Annotated in this window: 15 protein-coding genes; 4 read left to right on the top strand and 11 right to left on the bottom strand. The window is 65.9% G+C overall.

Translation table 11 applies throughout. From position 1 onward, the window contains the following. Positions 1-18: 18 nt before the first annotated feature. The 5 genes from kce to AC2FAN_RS05020 form a co-directional block, all read right to left on the bottom strand. Entirely contained in the window at positions 19-951 is a 933-nt protein-coding gene (kce, locus tag AC2FAN_RS05040) for a 3,5-dioxohexanoate:acetyl-CoA acetone transferase (RefSeq protein WP_485172932.1), read from the bottom strand. 47 nt (positions 952-998) lie between these two features. Next, positions 999-1,937, bottom strand: coding sequence for a 3-hydroxyacyl-CoA dehydrogenase (locus tag AC2FAN_RS05035; RefSeq protein ID WP_476807088.1), 939 nt, complete (start codon positions 1,935-1,937; stop codon positions 999-1,001). 202 nt (positions 1,938-2,139) lie between these two features. Next, entirely contained in the window at positions 2,140-4,683 is a 2,544-nt protein-coding gene (locus AC2FAN_RS05030) for a branched-chain amino acid ABC transporter ATP-binding protein/permease (protein ID WP_485172931.1), read from the bottom strand. Positions 4,684-4,690: 7 nt separating this feature from the next. Continuing rightward, positions 4,691-5,566, bottom strand: a complete 876-nt coding sequence (locus AC2FAN_RS05025) for a branched-chain amino acid ABC transporter permease (protein WP_476807086.1) — start codon at positions 5,564-5,566, stop codon at positions 4,691-4,693. Between the two features lie 165 nt (positions 5,567-5,731). Further along, the gene (locus tag AC2FAN_RS05020; RefSeq protein WP_485172930.1) at positions 5,732-6,994 is read right to left on the bottom strand and encodes an ABC transporter substrate-binding protein; all 1,263 of its coding nucleotides are present in this window, start codon (positions 6,992-6,994) and stop codon (positions 5,732-5,734) included. Between the two features lie 107 nt (positions 6,995-7,101). Between AC2FAN_RS05020 and AC2FAN_RS05015 the strand changes: the two genes are divergently transcribed. Then, the gene (locus AC2FAN_RS05015) at positions 7,102-7,857 is read left to right on the top strand and encodes a GntR family transcriptional regulator (protein ID WP_485172929.1); all 756 of its coding nucleotides are present in this window, start codon (positions 7,102-7,104) and stop codon (positions 7,855-7,857) included. Between the two features lie 26 nt (positions 7,858-7,883). Next, entirely contained in the window at positions 7,884-8,660 is a 777-nt protein-coding gene (locus AC2FAN_RS05010; protein WP_485172928.1) for an SDR family oxidoreductase, read from the top strand. 287 nt (positions 8,661-8,947) lie between these two features. On the opposite strand, the gene AC2FAN_RS05005 is transcribed toward AC2FAN_RS05010, so the two are convergent. Both AC2FAN_RS05005 and AC2FAN_RS05000 read right to left on the bottom strand, forming a co-directional pair. Beyond that, a complete protein-coding gene (locus tag AC2FAN_RS05005; protein WP_485172927.1) occupies positions 8,948-9,679 on the bottom strand; it encodes a FadR/GntR family transcriptional regulator in 732 nt (243 codons plus the stop codon). A gap of 160 nt (positions 9,680-9,839) precedes the next feature. Further along, the gene (locus tag AC2FAN_RS05000; RefSeq protein WP_485172926.1) at positions 9,840-10,343 is read right to left on the bottom strand and encodes a MaoC family dehydratase; all 504 of its coding nucleotides are present in this window, start codon (positions 10,341-10,343) and stop codon (positions 9,840-9,842) included. Positions 10,344-10,507: 164 nt separating this feature from the next. Between AC2FAN_RS05000 and AC2FAN_RS04995 the strand changes: the two genes are divergently transcribed. Continuing rightward, positions 10,508-11,293 (top strand): SDR family oxidoreductase, encoded by a 786-nt coding sequence (locus AC2FAN_RS04995; RefSeq protein ID WP_485172925.1) that lies wholly within the window; start codon positions 10,508-10,510, stop codon positions 11,291-11,293. A gap of 58 nt (positions 11,294-11,351) precedes the next feature. Here the strand turns inward: AC2FAN_RS04995 and AC2FAN_RS04990 are convergent, their stop codons facing one another. The 4 genes from AC2FAN_RS04990 to AC2FAN_RS04975 all read right to left on the bottom strand — a co-directional run bounded on the left by AC2FAN_RS04990 (position 11,352) and on the right by AC2FAN_RS04975 (position 15,503). After that, positions 11,352-12,401 (bottom strand): phosphotransferase family protein, encoded by a 1,050-nt coding sequence (locus AC2FAN_RS04990; RefSeq protein WP_485173056.1) that lies wholly within the window; start codon positions 12,399-12,401, stop codon positions 11,352-11,354. A gap of 5 nt (positions 12,402-12,406) precedes the next feature. Next, positions 12,407-13,804: a phenylacetate--CoA ligase family protein gene (locus AC2FAN_RS04985; RefSeq protein ID WP_485172924.1), complete on the bottom strand. Its 1,398-nt coding sequence runs from the start codon at positions 13,802-13,804 to the stop codon at positions 12,407-12,409. A 96-nt stretch (positions 13,805-13,900) separates the two neighbouring features. Continuing rightward, complete coding sequence (locus tag AC2FAN_RS04980; protein ID WP_485172923.1) at positions 13,901-14,320, bottom strand: Zn-ribbon domain-containing OB-fold protein; 420 nt, start codon at positions 14,318-14,320, stop codon at positions 13,901-13,903. Between the two features lie 4 nt (positions 14,321-14,324). Continuing rightward, positions 14,325-15,503 (bottom strand): thiolase C-terminal domain-containing protein, encoded by a 1,179-nt coding sequence (locus AC2FAN_RS04975; RefSeq protein WP_485172922.1) that lies wholly within the window; start codon positions 15,501-15,503, stop codon positions 14,325-14,327. Between the two features lie 313 nt (positions 15,504-15,816). Here AC2FAN_RS04975 and AC2FAN_RS04970 point away from each other — a divergent pair, with 313 nt between their 5' ends. Beyond that, on the top strand, positions 15,817-17,037 hold the full coding sequence (locus tag AC2FAN_RS04970; RefSeq protein WP_485172921.1) for an acyl-CoA dehydrogenase family protein: 1,221 nt from the start codon (positions 15,817-15,819) through the stop codon (positions 17,035-17,037). Positions 17,038-17,041: the final 4 nt, after the last annotated feature.

Here is a 17,041-nt window from a genome sequence, read left to right as displayed (position 1 = left end):
CCTTGATATGTCAGATGATCAGAACGCGACCTTGTCGGCGCCCTTGAGCTGCAGCACCTCGCGCGCATCGTCCGGCGTCGCCACCTCGAGGCCGAGACCCTCGATGATCATCCGCGCCGCCTTGACCTGGTCGGCATTCGACTTGGCGAACTGTCCCGGTCCGAGCCAGAGCGAATCCTCCAGCCCGACGCGCAGATTGCCGCCCATCGAGACCGCCATGGCGGCGATCGGGAGCTGGTGGCGTCCGGCGCCCAGCACCGACCACTGATACTGGTCGCCAAAGAGCCGGTCGGCCGTGCGCTTCATGTGGATGACGTCTTCCGGATGCGGGCCGATGCCGCCGAGGATGCCGAAAACCGACTGGACGAAGAACGGCGGCTTCACCAGCCCGCGATCGACGAAATGGGCCAGCGTGTAGAGATGGCCGATGTCGTAGCATTCGATCTCGAAGCGGGTGTTGTTCTCGGCGCAGGTGGTCAGGATGTTCTCGATGTCCTGGAAGGTGTTCTTGAAGATGCGGTCCTTCGAGCCTTCGAGATAGGGCCGCTCCCAGTCATGCGTGAAGTCCTTGAACCGGGCCAGCATCGGATAGAGGCCGAAATTCATCGAGCCCATATTGAGCGAGGCGACCTCCGGCTTGAAATGAGCGCAGGGGCCGAGCCGCTCCTCGACGCTCATGGTCGGCGCGCCGCCGGTGGTGATGTTGATGACGCAGTTCGAGCGCTGCTTGATCACCTTCAGGAAGGGTTCGAAGGCCTCGGGCGACTGGTCGGGCTGGCCGGTCTTGGGGTTGCGGGCATGGACATGGACCAGCGCCGCGCCGGCCTCGGCCGCGCCGACCGCCGCGTCGATGATCTCGTCGGCCGTCACCGGCAGATAGGGCGACATCGAGGGCGTGTGGATCGCGCCGGTGACCGCGCAGGTGATGATGACTTTGCGGTTCTTCGCCATGGCGTGGTGTCCCTTCAGGCTGTATCTCGAACGGAAATCGGGCGGCTTCAGGCGGGCTTGCGTGGCGAACCGCGCTTATGCGCCTGCAATGCCGCCAGGCGCGTGTCGCGCCAGTCGCTCAGCCGCTTGACGCGATCGGCCGATTGCGTGCCCGGCCACTCGCTCATCACGGTGGCGACCGTCTCCGGACCGAAGGGATCCCCGCCGGCGCTGTCGGCCACCATGCGGGTCAGCGAGGCGCCGTAGCGGGCGCAGTAGTCGGGAATGCCGCCGGGCGCATTGAGCTCGATCGTCTCGAACGGCCCCATGAAGGACCAGCGCAGCCCGAGCCCGTCGCGGATCGTCTTGTCGACATCCTCGGCGCTGGCCACGCCCTCGCCGACGAGCCGGAAGGCCTCGGCCAGCAGCACGGCTTGCAGGCGGTTCAGCACGAAGCCGGGCTTCTCCTTGCGCAGCATGATGGCGACCTGTCCGGCTTGCTCATAGATCGCCTTGGCCCGCTCGACAACGGCCGGGTCGGTCCAGGGCGCGGGCGCCAGCTCGACGATCGGCACCAGATGCGGCGGATTGACCGGATGCGCGACGAGGCAGCGGGCGCGGCCTTTCAGGCTCTCACTGAAGACGGAGGCCATGATGAAGGAGGTCGAGGACGCCAGAATGGTCGAGGCCGGCGCCAGCGTATCCATCTCCGCAAACAGCTTCTGCTTGGCCTCGATGGTCTCCGGTCCGTTCTCCTGGACGAGGTCGGCACCCGTCAGGACGTCCGCTAGGTCGGAGGCGACCCGGATGCGGGCGAGTGAGCCTTTGGGGTCATCGACGAGGCCGTGCCCGGCGAGTTCTTCGAGATTGGTCCCGATATGGGCGCGCGCCGCTTCGGCCGCTCCCGGCGCGACGTCATGCAGCGCGACGGCGAAGCCATGGCTGGCGAAGACGGTGGCCCAGGCACGGCCGATGAGCCCGGAGCCGACGATGGCGATGTTGGTCATGCGAGGCGATCCCGATTCGGAAGTACGGAAACCACCGCGTCATTCCGGGGCACGCCGCAGGCGTGAGCCTGGAACCCATAACCGCTGGTGGTTGTTGGCAAGGCGCGCCGATGGCCGCGATTCATTCGGAGCCGGCAGCGCTTATGGGTTCCGGGCTCTTCGCTGCGCGAAGCCCCGGAATGACGGTGGAACGGAACCGACGTCACAGCCACAACACCTGCCGCCTGAGCGCCAGATCCTGGCTCAGCGCGCGCGAGGGGCCGGTATGGACGACGCTGCCGCGCTCCAGCACGACGGTGCGGTCCGACAGCGCCAGCGCCAGGTCGAGATGGTGGTCGACGATGACGATGCCGATCTCCTGCCTGAGCTTGTCGAAGGCCTCGAACAACTCCTCGACGACGGCCGGCGCCAGCCCCTCGAAGGGCTCGTCCAGCAGCAGCACGCGGGTGTCGCCCGACAGCGCCCGTGCCACCGCCACCATCTGCTGTTCGCCGCCCGAGAGGTAGTCGGCCGGCGAATGCCAGCGCTGCTTGATGCGTGGGAAGAAGGCGAAGATCTTCTCGTCCTCCCAGCGCGAGCCGTTGCCGGTCATCCGCTTGAGCCGGCCGAGCTCCATGTTGTCCTTGACGCTCATCCCGGCGAAGAGACCGCGCCCCTGCGGCACATAGGCGATGCCGGCGCGGGCGATCGTGGCAGGCGGCTGGCCGGCCAAATTTCTGCCTGCCAACATGTCCTGGCCTGCCAGCGTGATCGTGCCGGCTGCCGGCGGGGCGATTCCGGTGATCGTCTTGAGCAGGGTCGATTTGCCCGCGCCGTTGCGGCCGAGCAGTGCGACGATCTCGTTCTCGTGCACGTCGAGAGAGACCTGCCGCAGGATATGGCTCTTGCCGTAGAAGGTATCGACCTTGTCGAGGCCGAGCAGCACGCCGTGGCGCGCGGCGCTCTGGCGTGGCTTCTCCGCCAGCGCATGGGCGCCCGAGCCGATATAGACCTCCTGCACGCGCGGCGACGAGCGCGCATCCTCGACCGTGCCGTCGACCAGAACCGAGCCCTCGTTCATCACCGTGACATGGTCGGCGATGGCGAAGACGCGGTCGATGTCGTGCTCGACCAGCAGCACGGGCAAGTCGGTCGAGATCGACTTGATCAGATTGCCGACGCGCTCGCGCTCGGCCGCCGCCAGACCGGCGAGCGGCTCGTCGAGCAGCAGCACGCGCGGCTTTGTCGCGAGCGCCAGAGACATGTCGAGCAGGCGCTGGCCGCCATAGCTCAGCGAGCCGGCTTCCGCTGTCTCGATCCCGCGCAAGCCCATCGTGTCGATGACCGTCGTCGTCTGCGTGTTGACCTCGTCGAGCGAACCGGCGGGCCGCCAGAATCCGAAGCGCTCGCTGGCGCGCGCCTGGACAGCCAAGCGGACATTCTCCTCCACCGAAAGCGTCGGGAACAGGTTGGTGATCTGGAAGGCGCGCCCGATACCCGCCTGGGTAATGGCTTCGGGGGAAAGCCCGCCGATCTGGCGGTCGCGCAGGCGGACCTCGCCCCGGTCGGGCGCGAACATCCCCGAGATCAGGTTGAAGGCGGTAGTCTTGCCGGCACCATTGGGGCCGATCAGCGCATGCAGCCGCCGGTCGGCCATGGTGAGATCGACGCCCTCGACAGCCTTGATGCCGCCGAAGCTCTTGGCGAGCCCGGTCGCGGTCAGGATCGGCCCGTCTCCGGCATCGTTGGGTTTCATGAAGGCGGGCAGCGTCACGCTGCCGGCCTTGCGCTCGGACATCGCCGCATCGCCCGCAACCTGCTTGCGGAAGGGCCGCAGCATCCGCTCTCCGACGCCGACGAGGCCGGTTGGGGAAAACACGATGAAGGCGACGAAAAGCAGGCCGAACCAGAACAGCCAGTTCGGCGTGATGCTGGAGAGATAGTCGCGGAAGATCACGAAGAAGAGCGCGCCGAGCGCCGGCCCCAGGAAGGAACGCATGCCGCCGATCACGACCATCGCCAGCAATTCGCCGGAGAACGCGACAGAGATCGGTTCGGCCGAGGTCATGCGGTTGTTGAAGAGCAGCAGCGTGCCGGCGAGCCCCGTCAGCGCTGCCGAGAGCGTGAAGGCGATCAGCTTGTAGCGATCGGTCGCGTAGCCGAGGAAACGCGCCCGCTGCTCGTTCTCGCGGATCGCGACCAGCACCGTGCCGACCGGCGAACGATGGAAGCGCCACAGCCCGTAGACGACGGCCATGCCGATGACGGCGACGAGGATGTAGAAGTTCGACGCCTGCTCGAAATCGATGCCGAGGAAGAGCGGGCGCCTGATGCCGCCGAGCCCGTCCTCGCCGCCGGTCACCGCCGTCCAGCGGAACGCGACCGAATAGGTCATGGCGGCGAGCGCCAGCGTCAGCAGCGAGAAATAGACGCCCTTGCGACGCAGGATCAGCGCGCCGAAGGCGAAGGCGATGAGCCCGACGAAGACTACGCCGAGCAGGATCGGCAGGGCGAACTGGCCGGGCAGCCAATGGCGCTGGATCAAGCCGGCTGCATAGGCGGCAAGCCCGAACCAGGCGCCATGGCCAAAGGAGACAAGTCCCGTCGTGCCGACCAGGATGTTCAGCGCCATGCAGGCGATGGCGAAGACGACGATCTCGGTGGCAGAGGTCGTGCCGAGCCCGACGCCATGCATCAGGAAGGGCAGGCCGACGAGGCCGGCTGCGGCGATGAGGAGGGGCGCATGATCGCGCTGGGCGGGTGTCATCGCGTCCTCACTCGAAGCGCTGGATGCGTTCGCCGAACAGGCCGCGCGGCCTGAACAGCAGGACGAGGAGCATCATCAGATAGATCACGGCGGTCGACCATTGCGTGTAGCCGAGCCCGATGGTGATGCCCTTGACCACGCCGACCATCAGGGCGGCCACGACCACGCCCCAGAACGAGCCGAGCCCGCCGATGACGACGACGACGAAGGCCGGGGTGATGATCTCCTGGCCCATGGCGGGATGGATCGAATAGATCGGCGCGAGCAGCACGCCGGCGAGTCCCGCCAGCCCGATGCCGATGCCGGCAACCGCGACCATATAGGGCTGGAGCGAGATACCGAGGGCGCCGACCATGTCGGGGTTCTGCACGCCCGCCCGCACGACCCGGCCGAAGGCGGTGCGCTGGAGCAGGAACCAGAGGCCGAGCACGCATCCGGCCGCGATCAACAGCAGCATCGCCCGATAGCGCGAATAGATGAAGTCGCCGATGAAGATCTGGCCGCGCAGGGCCGGCGGGATCGAGAAGGAGAGCGGCGGCGCGCCGAAGATCATCCGCAGCGACTGCTCGGCGACCATGGCGAGGCCGAAGGTCAGGAGCAGCGAGAGGATCGGATCGGATCGATAGAAGCGCTGAAAGAGCCCGCGCTCGACGACGATGCCGATCAGCGCGACCAGTACTGGCGAGGCGACCATCGCGCCGCCGAAGCCGATATGGGGCGCGAGCACGATCGTGAGATAGGCGCCGATCGCATAGAACGCGCCGTGCGCCAGGTTGACGATGCCGCCCAGCGAAAAGATCAGCGACAGGCCGAGCGCGATCAGGAGGTAATAGACCCCGTCGAGCAGCCCGTTCAGCACCTGCTGGATGAAGAGGGTGAGCAAGGGTGAGCCTTTGCGTGTTCTTTGGTCTGACGCCGCGCCGTCATCCCGGGCGACCGTAGGGAGACCCGGGATCCATGCCGGAACCGTTCAGGCATGGATCCCGGATCGGTGCCGCTTCGCGGCTTGTCCGGGATGACGGCGCGGGTTTGATGAGGCGAACCGGCCTTAGCTCATCTTGCAGACGGCCTCGTCGCCGCTGGTGGCGATGACCTCCATGTTCTCGTCGGGGCCGGGCACGGGCGGCGACGAGGTGAACAGGTCCCATTGGTTCTTTACCTGCGCGGCGGGCAGGGCGGTGATCGTGTACATCTCGCTGATGAGCTGGTGGTCGGAGGCGCGGAAATAGCCCTGGCGCGGCTTCATCACGTCGAACTTCGCGCCCTTTTCCCAATGCTCGAGGATCTTGGGCGTATCCGTGCTCTTCAGCTCGTTCATCGACTGCGCCATGATCTTCACGGCGATGTAGTCGCCCCAGGCCTGGTTCTCCGGCGGCTTGCCGTATTTCTTCGTGAAGGCGGCGACGAACGCCTTTGTCGAGGGCGTGTCGATGAGGTGGTGCCAGACCGAGGGCCAGGTCCCGCCGAAATTGTCCTTGCCGGCGGCCCAGGCAAGCGCGGTATCGAAGCCGAAGCCCGCGACCGGGAAGGTCAGGCCGAACTCGGAATACTGCTTCAGGAAGTTGGTGATCTGGTTGCCGGCGAGGTTCGAGATCACGAGATCGGGCTTGGCGGCGCGGATTTCGAGCAGCAGCGCCGAGAAGTCGGTCGCGTCGGTCGGCACCAGCTTGTCGGCGGCGAACTGGCCGCCATTGCTTTCCATGAAGCGCTTGGCGACCCTGAGCAGGTCATGGCCGAAGGCGTAGTCGGCGGTCAGCGAGAACCACTTCTTGCCCTTTACCAGCCCCTGCGCCATCAGCGAGCGGCCGCAGCTCTTCACATACATCGAGTTCTGGTGCTCGACATGGAACATGTAGCGGTTGCAGCTTTCGCCGCGCAGCGCGTCCGAATTGGCGCCCGTATTCACGAAGAGCGTCTTGGTGCGCCCGGCCACCTGCGCGATCGTCAGCGCCGAGGCTGAAGAGATCTCGCCGATGATGCAGGCGACCTTGTCGCGCTCGATCATGCGCTCGGCCTTGGTCGAGGCGGTCTGCGGATTGACCGAGTCCTCCTTCAGCGCCTCGAGCTTGCGGCCGTTGACCCCGCCAGCCGCGTTGATCTCCTCGACCGCGAGGTCGACGGCCATCACCCCATATTCGCCGAGCGGGCCGAGAAAGCCGGTGCGCGGGGTCAGGTGGCCGAAGCGGATCGCATCCGGCGTCTGTGCCAGGATGATCGACGGGCTGGCGATCAGCCCGGTCGCCGCACCGGCGCCGAGCCCGGCCAGCGCCTGCCGGCGCGAGAGACGGGTCGTCTTCAACAGGTCTGACATTGGCGTTCCTCCCAGAACGAGCGCCGCGCCATTTTGGCGCCGGCTGATTTTGATCAGCGGTCTGATGCCGCTTGTCGTGATCTGTGATCACAGTTAGGTTGGCAGACATGATGGCCCGTGTCCAGTCCTTGCCGGTCGCCGCAGAGCGGACTGTTTCCTCGACGGAGCAGGACGGCTCCGCGCTCGATGAGATCGGCGCGCTGCAGCGCGAGACGCTTGGCGAGCGCGTCACCGGCGAGCTGCGTGCGTTGCTGGTGGCGGGGCGGCTCGCCCCGGGCGAGAAGCTTTCTTTGCGCCGTGTCGCCGAGGCGCTCGGCGTTTCGATGATGCCGGTGCGCGAGGCCGTCAGCCGGCTTGCGGCGGACCGTGCGCTCGAAGTGCTGCCGGGCAGGGCGGTGCGCGTTCCCGTGCTCTCGCTCGCGCAGTTCCGCGAGCTGACGCGGCTGCGCCTTGTCGTCGAAGGTTTTGCCGCCGAAGAAGCAGCGCGCAAGGCGACGGCCGACGATGTCGCGCGGATCGAGGCCTTCGATGCCGCCTTCCGCAAGGCCGCGAGCGCCGATCCGCCCGACAGCGCCGGCGCCGTTTCGGCCAATCGCGACCTGCATTTCGCGCTCTACGAGGCGGCCGGGATGCCTAGCCTGATCGAGATGATCGAGCGGCTCTGGCTCAAGGCGGGGCCGATCCTCAACATCGACATGCGCGACGAGCCGCGCCGCCTCAAGGGTGGAAGCGCCATGCAGGCGCATACGCGAATGCTGGAGGCGTTGCGAAGGCAGGACGCCGCCGCCGCGCGCGCCGCGCTGGAAGACGACATTACGGCCGCCGCGGCGCATATCGAGGAAACGGGCCAGCTCAGCGCCTGAGATCAATCTGGACGGGAGACGCAAGGATGGATTTGCAGATCAAGGGCTTGCGCGTGCTAGTGACGGCCGGCGCCAATGGCATCGGCCGCGCGACGGCGCGTGCCTTCGCGGCGGAGGGGGCGAAGGTCCATATCTGCGATGTCGACCATGCGGCACTCGCGGAGATGGCGAAGAGCGACCCCGGGATGACGCAGTCGGTCTGCGATGTCTCCGATCGCGGCGCGGTCAACCGGCTCATGGAAGAGACGCTGGCTGCTCTGGGCGGGCTCGATTGCCTCGTCAACAATGCCGGCATCGCCGGACCGACCGGCCGCGTCGACGAGATCGATCCCGCCGATTGGGATTCCTGCGTCGCCATCGATCTGACCGGGCAGTTCAACTGCACAAGGCTCGCGGTCCAGCACCTGAAGCAGTCGAGCAACGCCTCGATCGTCAATCTCTCCAGCCAGGCCGGCAAGCACGGCTTTCCGCTGCGCTCGCCCTATGCTGCGGCGAAGTGGGGCGTCATCGGCTTCACCAAGGCGCTGTCGGCGGAGCTCGGCGAGTTCGGCATACGCGCCAATGCGATCTGCCCCGGCCTCGTCGAGGGGCCGCGCATCCAGAGCGTCATCGCCAACAAGGCGCGCAGTTTCAACGTCTCGCATGAGGAGATGACGCAGCGGCTCTTCGCCGGCGTCTCGATCAAGCAGTTCGTCGATCCGGCCGACATCGCCAAGCAGATCGTCTTCCTGGCGTCGCCCTTCGCAAAAACGATCTCGGGCCAGGAAATCTCGGTCTGCGGCGACACCAGGATGCTGGCCTAGCTAGATCAGGCCGACAATCGCGGCAGCACTATGCCGCGATTTTCATCGGACGGAGCCCAGCCGATACCCCCGGATTTGGCTCTCGGGATGTGCCGTTTTGGCCCATCCCGGACATCCGGAACGTCGGCTTCCCGGCGGTCAAATTGATGATTGGCATTGCGACCGAAGGTGGCCCAAGACGAACGACATGGACGCCTGCGTCTGATGGAGCGCGGGCTTTCCATGTAGCCCAGCCCGGCTATCGGGAGAGCGGCCGTTGTTGACGTCGCCCAGATGTCGAAACGCGATCAGAAGCTCTCCAGAGGCTTGTCCAGATCGAGCCCCGTCTGTTCAAAGCCGCGCTTGAAGTCGGCGATGTGGCGATGCATCCAGGCTGCCGCTTCGTCGGCGTCCCGCTCTTTCAGCGCCTTAAGCAGGGCGTGATGCGCGTCGAGGATGCGCTTCTGCGTCTTGAGGCGCGGCAGGATCGCCTTGCCGGCCGGCATGAAAAGCTGGCTGATCGGCTCGCGGGCAAGCCCGAGCGCCCGGTTGCGGGCCGCATGGGCGATGAGATCGTGGAACTCGATGTCGAGCCTGACGACCTCGACATGGTCGCTTATCGCCTTTTCCATTTCGGCAATGTTCTGCTGGAGCTGAGCCAGTTCCGCCGCCGTGATCCGCTCGGCTGCATAGCGCGCCACCACCGGCTCGATGGCGATCGACGCCTCCCACAACTCGCGGAAAGTGACCTCGTGCAGCCGCAGCAGCCGGCTGGTGCGCGCGGCGGTGGCGTTGAGATGGGGCAGGGTTACCTGCAGACGCTTGCCCGATTTGCGCTGGACGAGGCCACTCTCTTCCAGCATCCGGATACCTTCGCGCACCGTCGAGCGGTTGACGCCGAACTGCTCCGCGAGATGAGTCTCGGTCGGTAGCAGCACGCCAGGCTTGAGTTCGCCGCGAACGATCTGCTGTTCGATCGCGTCATAGACAAGCCGGTAGACGGGAGCAGTCTCGAGCTTCTTGAAGGTCTGTTTCGTCACGGCGTTACCATCACTGGGCGGGCTTCAGTGAGATCAATGGGCAGAGGTCCGGCATCGTTGCCGCATTCTTGCCATAGCATGTCCTGCGCGGCCGGGTAGACACCCCCGGGAAGCGTCGGGTTGAAACGACATTTTCCCCGGCGAAGCGAGCGTATGGCGCTCATGTTGGCCGGGTCTGCTTGAGCGCTTCGTGTGGCATCACGGCGATGGTGGCGCTCGCCTCGACGAAGACCGTGCCCTTTGGATCGACAAGACCGCCGTCCAACTCGACGAGTACGCCGTACAGGGACGGCTTCGGCACGATGCTGCGGACCGTCCAGCGTGCGATGAGCGCGGCGTCCGCCGGTACGGCCTTTCGCAGCCGGAAGGAGCAGCCGAGCCCGAGGGAGGCGTTCTCCGGGAAGATGTGGATGGCGAGGCTGCCGAGGAGGAGGCCCGTCGTCTGCGTCCCGCTGGCGATCAACCCGCCGAAACGGGTGGCAGCGGCGAAATCGGCGTCATGATGGAGGGGGTTGGTGTCGTTGGTCAGCGTCGCGAAGGCGCGCACCGATTCCGGCGTGAAGCCGATCGGCGCTTCGAGCACCTGCCCGACTGCAAAAGGGGGCTGCCATTCCTGTGGCCCGGTTGCTGGCGCAGTGCTTCGTCCCATGTCCGCTGTCGTCATGGCCTCTCACCGCTGCCTGCGAGCGTCGCAGGGCTTGCTTTCAAGTTATGTCGGGTTATTGACTTGTCCAACAGAAAAACGAGCGGGTCAATGGATGCCTCCGGCGTCGCCAGCCGAGCTGTCCTGTCCCCGCAGAGCCCTGCCAGCCGAGGAAGCGCCTTCTCATGCCCGCACGCCCGCTTCATGCCCTGCTCGATCTCAGTGGCCGTGTCGCTATCGTCACCGGCGGCTCACGCGGGCTCGGCCTGCAGATCGCGGAGGCGCTGGGCGAGTTTGGCGCCCGCATCGTGCTCGTCGCCCGCAAGGCGGCAGAGCTCGAAGCGGCGGAGCAGAACCTGAAGGCACAGGGCATCGACGCCGCGGGCTTCGCCGCCGACCTCTCGCGTCCGGAAGCGATCGAAGCGCTCTGCGACTGGGTCGGCGCGCGCTATCCGCAGGTCGACATCCTCGTCAACAATGCCGGTACCTCTTGGGGGGCAGCGACGCAGGACCACCCGCTCGACGGCTGGAACAAGGTCATGGCGATCAACCTCACCGGCATCTTCCTGCTGACGCGGGCGGTCGCCAAGCGCTGGATGCTGCCGGCACGGCGCGGACGTATCCTGAATATCGCTTCGATCGAAGGCTTGCGCGGGCATCACCCGGACCTCGTTGGCACGATCGGCTACAATACCGCCAAGGGTGGGCTGGTGAACTTCACGCGGGCGCTGGCGGCAGAATGGGGACCGCACGGCATCACCGTGAATGCGCTGGCGCCCGGCTATTTTCACTCGAAGCTGACGGCAGCGATGCTGGATCAACACGAGGCGCAACTAGTCGCGCATACGCCGCGCGGCGAACTCGGCGGATCGCAGGATCTGAAGGGTGCGGCGCTGCTCCTCGCCTCGGATGCGAGCGCCCATATCAGCGGGCAGATTCTCGCCGTCGACGGCGGCTATACGGCGATTTGAGCCGCGCCGCCGGCCCGCCGCCAGATGCTGCTGACCTTGCGAGGAAACGCGGCAGGCTCTAGGCTCGGGTGGCGAAGGCTGCGGCCTGTGTGAGGCAAAGCTCTGCGACCCGACCGCGCGTCAGCGCTAGTGGTGAGGCGGCATTTCCGTCGAGCGCGCGCTTGTAGACGCCCTGCAGGATGGCCGCGAGCCTGTAGAAGGCGAAGGCGAGGAAGTAGTTGCGGGTGGCGACGGCATCGATCCCGGATTCGCGGGAATAGATGTCGAGAAACTCGGTCTCGTCGGGTATCCCGAGCGCCCCGAGATCCTGATCGGCGAGGCCGTTCAGCACTGATTGCGGCAGGTGGTACCAGATGCAGCAATAGGCCAGATCGGCCAGGGGCTCACCTACCGTGCACAGCTCCCAATCCAACACGGCCGCGACCTCGCTGCCCTGGAAGATCAGGTTCTCGATGCGGTAGTCACCGTGGACGATGCCGATGTTCTCGGTTGCGGGCTTGTGCTCGAGCAGCCATTGCCCCACGGCCTCGATCCGCGGATCGTCCTGCGTCGCAGCCGCGAGATAGGCGCCGCGCCAGACGCCGATCTGCCGACCGATGAAGTCGCCACGCGGCTTGACGCCCGCTGCTTCCAGAACGGAAGGCTTGATGCGATGCAGCCGCGCCATCGTCCCTGCCATCGCCTCATAGATCGCGCGCCGCTGAGCCGGCGCATCATTGGGAAGGGCCGGGTCGGAGTGAACGGCGCCGGGGATATAGTCCATCACGAAAAAGCTCGTGCCGATGATCCCCCGATCTTCGCCGGCGAAGAGCGGGTGCGGCACGGTGAAGCCCGCGCCGTCCAGCACCTGGATGATATTATGCTCGCGCACCACGTCATGGGCGCGGGGCAGCAGATGGCCGTAGGGCTGCTTGCGCAGCACGAAGCGGCGCTCCCCAGCGGCCAGAAGATAGGTCGGGTTCGATTGCCCCGCCTCGAACTGACGCTCGATCCCGATGGTTTCGGTCGGGCGGATTACGCCCGCTTCTCGCAATACCTCTTCGAGCCGGGGCAGTGAGGCAGTGAAGGAGGCGCGCTCCTCCGTCGCGAGCATCGGGCTGTCGGCCATGGCGCTCACGAGACCTTGTCCGAGAACTGGTAGCCGGCGGGGCGCTCGTCCTTCCAGCGGCGGGCCTTGTTCTCGAAGAACGGCAACTCGTCGCGCGGCACCTCGCGCACCTTCATCTGGACGTTTGTCCGTTCTTTGATGGCGGTCTGGACGCGCAGCAGAACGGCCTCGCGCTCGGCCTCGTCGCGGGCGGCGTGTTCGGGCTTGAGCCCGACCTTGACCATGACCTCGGTGCGGCCCTTCTCGTCGACGTAGACGCTGCCGACATATTCTGCGACTTCGTGATGGGCGAACACGGCGAGATCGACGGCCGATGGCCAGACATTGTTGCCGCGGATCTTCATCATGTCGTCATAGCGGCCGATCGTGCCGCTCTCGATGCAGGTCCAGGCGCGCCCGTTATGCGCCGATACCTGCGGCAAGAGCCGGACGCGGTCGCGCGTGCGGAAGCGGACGACCGCCGAGCCTTCGATGTCGAGATTGGTCAGGACGATTTCGCCGAACTCCCCTTCCTTCACCGGCTCGTCCGTATCCGGGTCGAGCACCTCGACGATAACGTGCCAGTCGAAGCACTGCATCGGCGCGCGACCGCCATCGGCCGAAACCACGCCCTGCTCGCTCGTCGAGCAGATGAAGCCGGCACCCTGCGTGCTGCCATAGCCTTCGTGCAGCGTCGCGCCCCAGACCTCCTGGATGGTCTGCGCCCATTCGACCGGATAGCCCTCGGCTGCGATGAACAGGCTTTTCATCGTCGGAAAGCGCTCGCGCGGATCGATGCCGCGCCGGCGCAGGGCCTCCGTCAGCGTGTGCAGGTAGTTCGTCGAGGCATAGATGAAGTGAATCTCGCCGAAGCGGCACATCAGGTCGATCTTGGCGTCGGTGCTCATGGTTCCGCCGACCGTCAGCGGCAGGGCGCCGGCGGCACGAAAGCCTTCCGTCGGCCCCCAACCACCGGTCGTGAGCCCGCCGGACGGCACGCAGTTCAGGCCGATATCGCCCTGCCGCAGCCCGGCGATGTGCCAGGGAAGCTGGTGGAAATAGCCCTGCATGACGAGATCGCGTTGCGAGCGGCCATAGACTTCCTGCCCCTGTCCCGAGGTCCCGCCGGTCATGCAGACCAGCGCGACGTCCTCGCGCGGGATGCCAAGACGCTGGCCGAAGGGCTGGTGCTCGTTCTGGTCGGCGAGGCAATCGGCCTTGGTGATTGTTGGAATGCGCCTGAGATCTGCCAGCGAACGGATATCGTCGAGACGAACCCCAGCCCTGTTCCAGCGCTCCCGGTAGAAGCCGCTCGTGGCATGAAGCCGCTCGATCTGGCGCCTCAGCTTGGCGAGCTGGAGCGCCTGCATCTCGTCGCAGCTGAGCGCGCCCATCTGGGCGATGATGGCGGAGGAAGCGTGCATCGCCGTCGTCCTGTGGCGTTTCCAGTTCCGCGGTGGGGCAGGGCGCGCGGTTGGCCCGCGTCTCTCCCCCTCCCCGCCGTCTATTTTCTGTAGACTTCAGGCCGGCTCGAACAGCGGCAGCACCACTTCTTCGGTGACCTGCCTGAACGCGACCTTGAGCGGCATGTCCGCCACCACATCCTCGGGCGCACAGCCGACGATATTGGAGGGCATCCGCACGCCCTCGGCGAGCTCGACCAGCGCGACGACATAAGGGACATCGTCGATATAGACCGGCTTCGGCACGGGATGGCGCACGACGATCCAGCTGAAGACCTTGCCGGCTCCCGAGGCCTGCTTCCATGATAGGTGCCCGGAGCCGCAATGCGCGCAGATATTGCTCGGCGGGAACTGGTGCCGGCTGCAATCGTCGCAATGCTGGATCATCAGGCGCTGCTCGCGGCAGCCGGCCCAGAACGGCGCGGAATCGGGATCGGGAACCGGGATCGGTTTGGCGTATGCTTCTAGCGACGACATCGCCCTACCTCCTCAGGATCATCGCGCTGCCGCAGGTCATCGCTCCGGCGGTGGTGAGCGCGATCTCCGCATCGGGAACCTGACGCGGACCGGACTGGCCGCGCAATTGCTCCACCGCCTCGATCACATGGTTGAACCCATGGATGTAGCCCTCGGAGAGCAGACCGCCATGGGTGTTGACCGGCAGCTTGCCGTCGCGGCGGATATGGCCGTCGGCGATATAGCTGCCGGCCTCGCCCAGCCCGCAGAAGCCGAGCCCTTCGAGCTGCATCAGGATGCTGTAGGTGAAGCAGTCATAGATCTCGGCGACATCGACATCATTCGGCGTCACGCCGGCGCTGCGCCAGAGATCGTCGGCGATGTAGTGGCTGTAATTCTTCGAATGATCCGGCCAGCGGATGCAGTCGAACAGGTCGTCGCCCTGCTGCGGCCCACCGCCATAGGCGCCGCCCATGATGTAGACGGGCTTCTGCTTCATGTCTTTCGCCCGCTCTGCCGAGGTCACGACCACGGCGCAGGCGCCGTCCGTCTCCAGGCAGATGTCGAACATGCGGAAGGGGTCGACGATCGGGCGCGAGGCGAGATAGTCGTCCATGGTCATCGGCTTGCGCTGCATCGCGCGGGGATTGAGAACCGCGTTCTCTCGCAGCGTGACCGCGACATTGCCGAGCTGTTCCGGCGTCAGCCCATATTCGATCTGATAGCGACGGCACCACATCGCCATGGCCTGCGGATAGGTGATCCAGCCGAAGGGCGCGGTGTATTGCGTCGGACCCAGCGCCCGGAATTCGCGACCGCCGCCGAGCCGGAAGCCGGAGCGGCCGTTCATCGCGCGGTAGCAGACGACGGTATCGGCCAGCCCGGCCTCGATCGCGGCCACGGCGGAGAGCACGATCAGGTTGGCGGCGTTGCCACCCGCCAGGAAGTCGACCGCATAGCCGGCATTGGGGATGTCGAGCCCGGTCGCAACGGCGATCGCTGGTGCGGAATCGTTGAAGTTGTAGCTGACGATGCCGTCGATATCGGCGGGTTTCAGGCCGGCATCGGCAATGGCGTTGGCCGAAGCCTCGATGGCGAGCGCGCGGACCGTCCGGCCGGAATTGGCCGAGTAGTCCGTCGTGCCTATGCCGACGATCGCGTACTTGTCCTTTAGCGCATAAGCGGATCTGCGAGCGGTTCCCATCTCTTGCCTTCGCCTGAAAGGGCCTGGAAGCGCCCAGCGCCTCGCCGCCTGTCAACGGCCCGCGTGAGGAGCCAAGACGACATCTTTGCCCGACAACCGGACAATTGACAACCCTGTTCCGCGATCCTTCCGGAACCTCAATGCTGCAGCTTAAGGCGAGTCGTAATCCCATAATATATTGAAATATCGCGATTAATATCTGCTATTACCTCCTCAGCTTCCGATGGCTTGCATCATTCATTTTTGTCGTGTTGTCCGACAAAGCAACATCGGCTAGGGATAAGTCCGCGCCATAGCAGCGAAGGGGAGGATGATGGACTTCGAACATTCACCGAAGGTCAGGGACCTGCTCGCCCGACTTGGTGCCTTTATGGCCGAGCACGTCTACCCGAACGAGCGGGTCTATTCCGAGCAGGTCGCAGGCAGTGCCGATCGCTGGGTGTCGCCGCCCATCATGGAAGAGATGAAGGCGAAAGCTCGCGCAGCCGGGCTGTGGAACCTGTTCCTCCCCGATCATGATGGCGGCGCGGGCCTGAGCAATCTCGAATATGCGCCGCTCTGCGAGGTCATGGGCCGTTCTCCCATCGCCGCCGAGGTCTTCAACTGCTCCGCGCCCGACACCGGCAACATGGAAGTGCTCGCGCGCTACGGCACATCCGAGCAGAAGAAGCGCTGGCTTGAGCCGCTGCTGGCGGGCGAGATCCGTTCCGGCTTTGCGATGACGGAGCCGCAGGTCGCCTCCTCCGACGCGCGCAACATCGCCTCGCGCATCGTTCGCGACGGCGACGACTACGTCATCAACGGCCACAAATGGTGGACCTCCGGTGCCGGCGACCGGCGCTGCAAGATTCTGATCTTCATGGGCCTGAGCGACCCCGAAGCCGAGCCCTTCCGGCGCCAGTCGATGATCCTGGTTCCAACGGACGCGCCCGGCGTCGAGGCCGTCCGACCGCTGACGGTCTTCGGCTACGATCATGCGCCGCACGGCCATTTCGAGATGCGATTCACCGATGTGCGCGTGCCGGCCACCAACATGCTGCTCGGCGAGGGACGCGGTTTCGAGATCGCGCAGGGGCGGCTCGGCCCCGGCCGCATCCATCACTGCATGCGTGCGATCGGGCTAGCCGAGCGGGCATTGGAATCGATGGTCGCACGCGCTCGCAGCCGCGTCGCCTTCGGCAAGCCGATCGCCGAGCAGGGCATGCTGCGCGAGGCCATCGCCGAAAGCCGCATGGAGATCGAGCAGGCGCGGCTGCTGACGCTGAAGGCCGCTCATATGATGGACACCGTCGGCAACAAGGCGGCCCGCGCCGAGATCGCGATGATCAAGGTTGTCGCGCCTCGCATGGCGCAGGCGGTGCTCGACCGGGCGATCCAGATCCATGGCGGCGGCGGCGTCAGCAGCGATTTTGGCCTAGCGGAAGGCTGGGCGCTGGCGCGCACGTTGCGTCTCGCGGACGGTCCCGACGAGGTTCATATGGACCAGATCGCCCGTCTCGAACTGGCCAAGCCGGCCGAGCTCTGGAGCTGGTGAAGGC

The organism is Allobosea sp. RIT-PG3_2, assembly GCF_057321085.1.
This window is presented reverse-complemented; position numbering and strand designations above follow the sequence as displayed.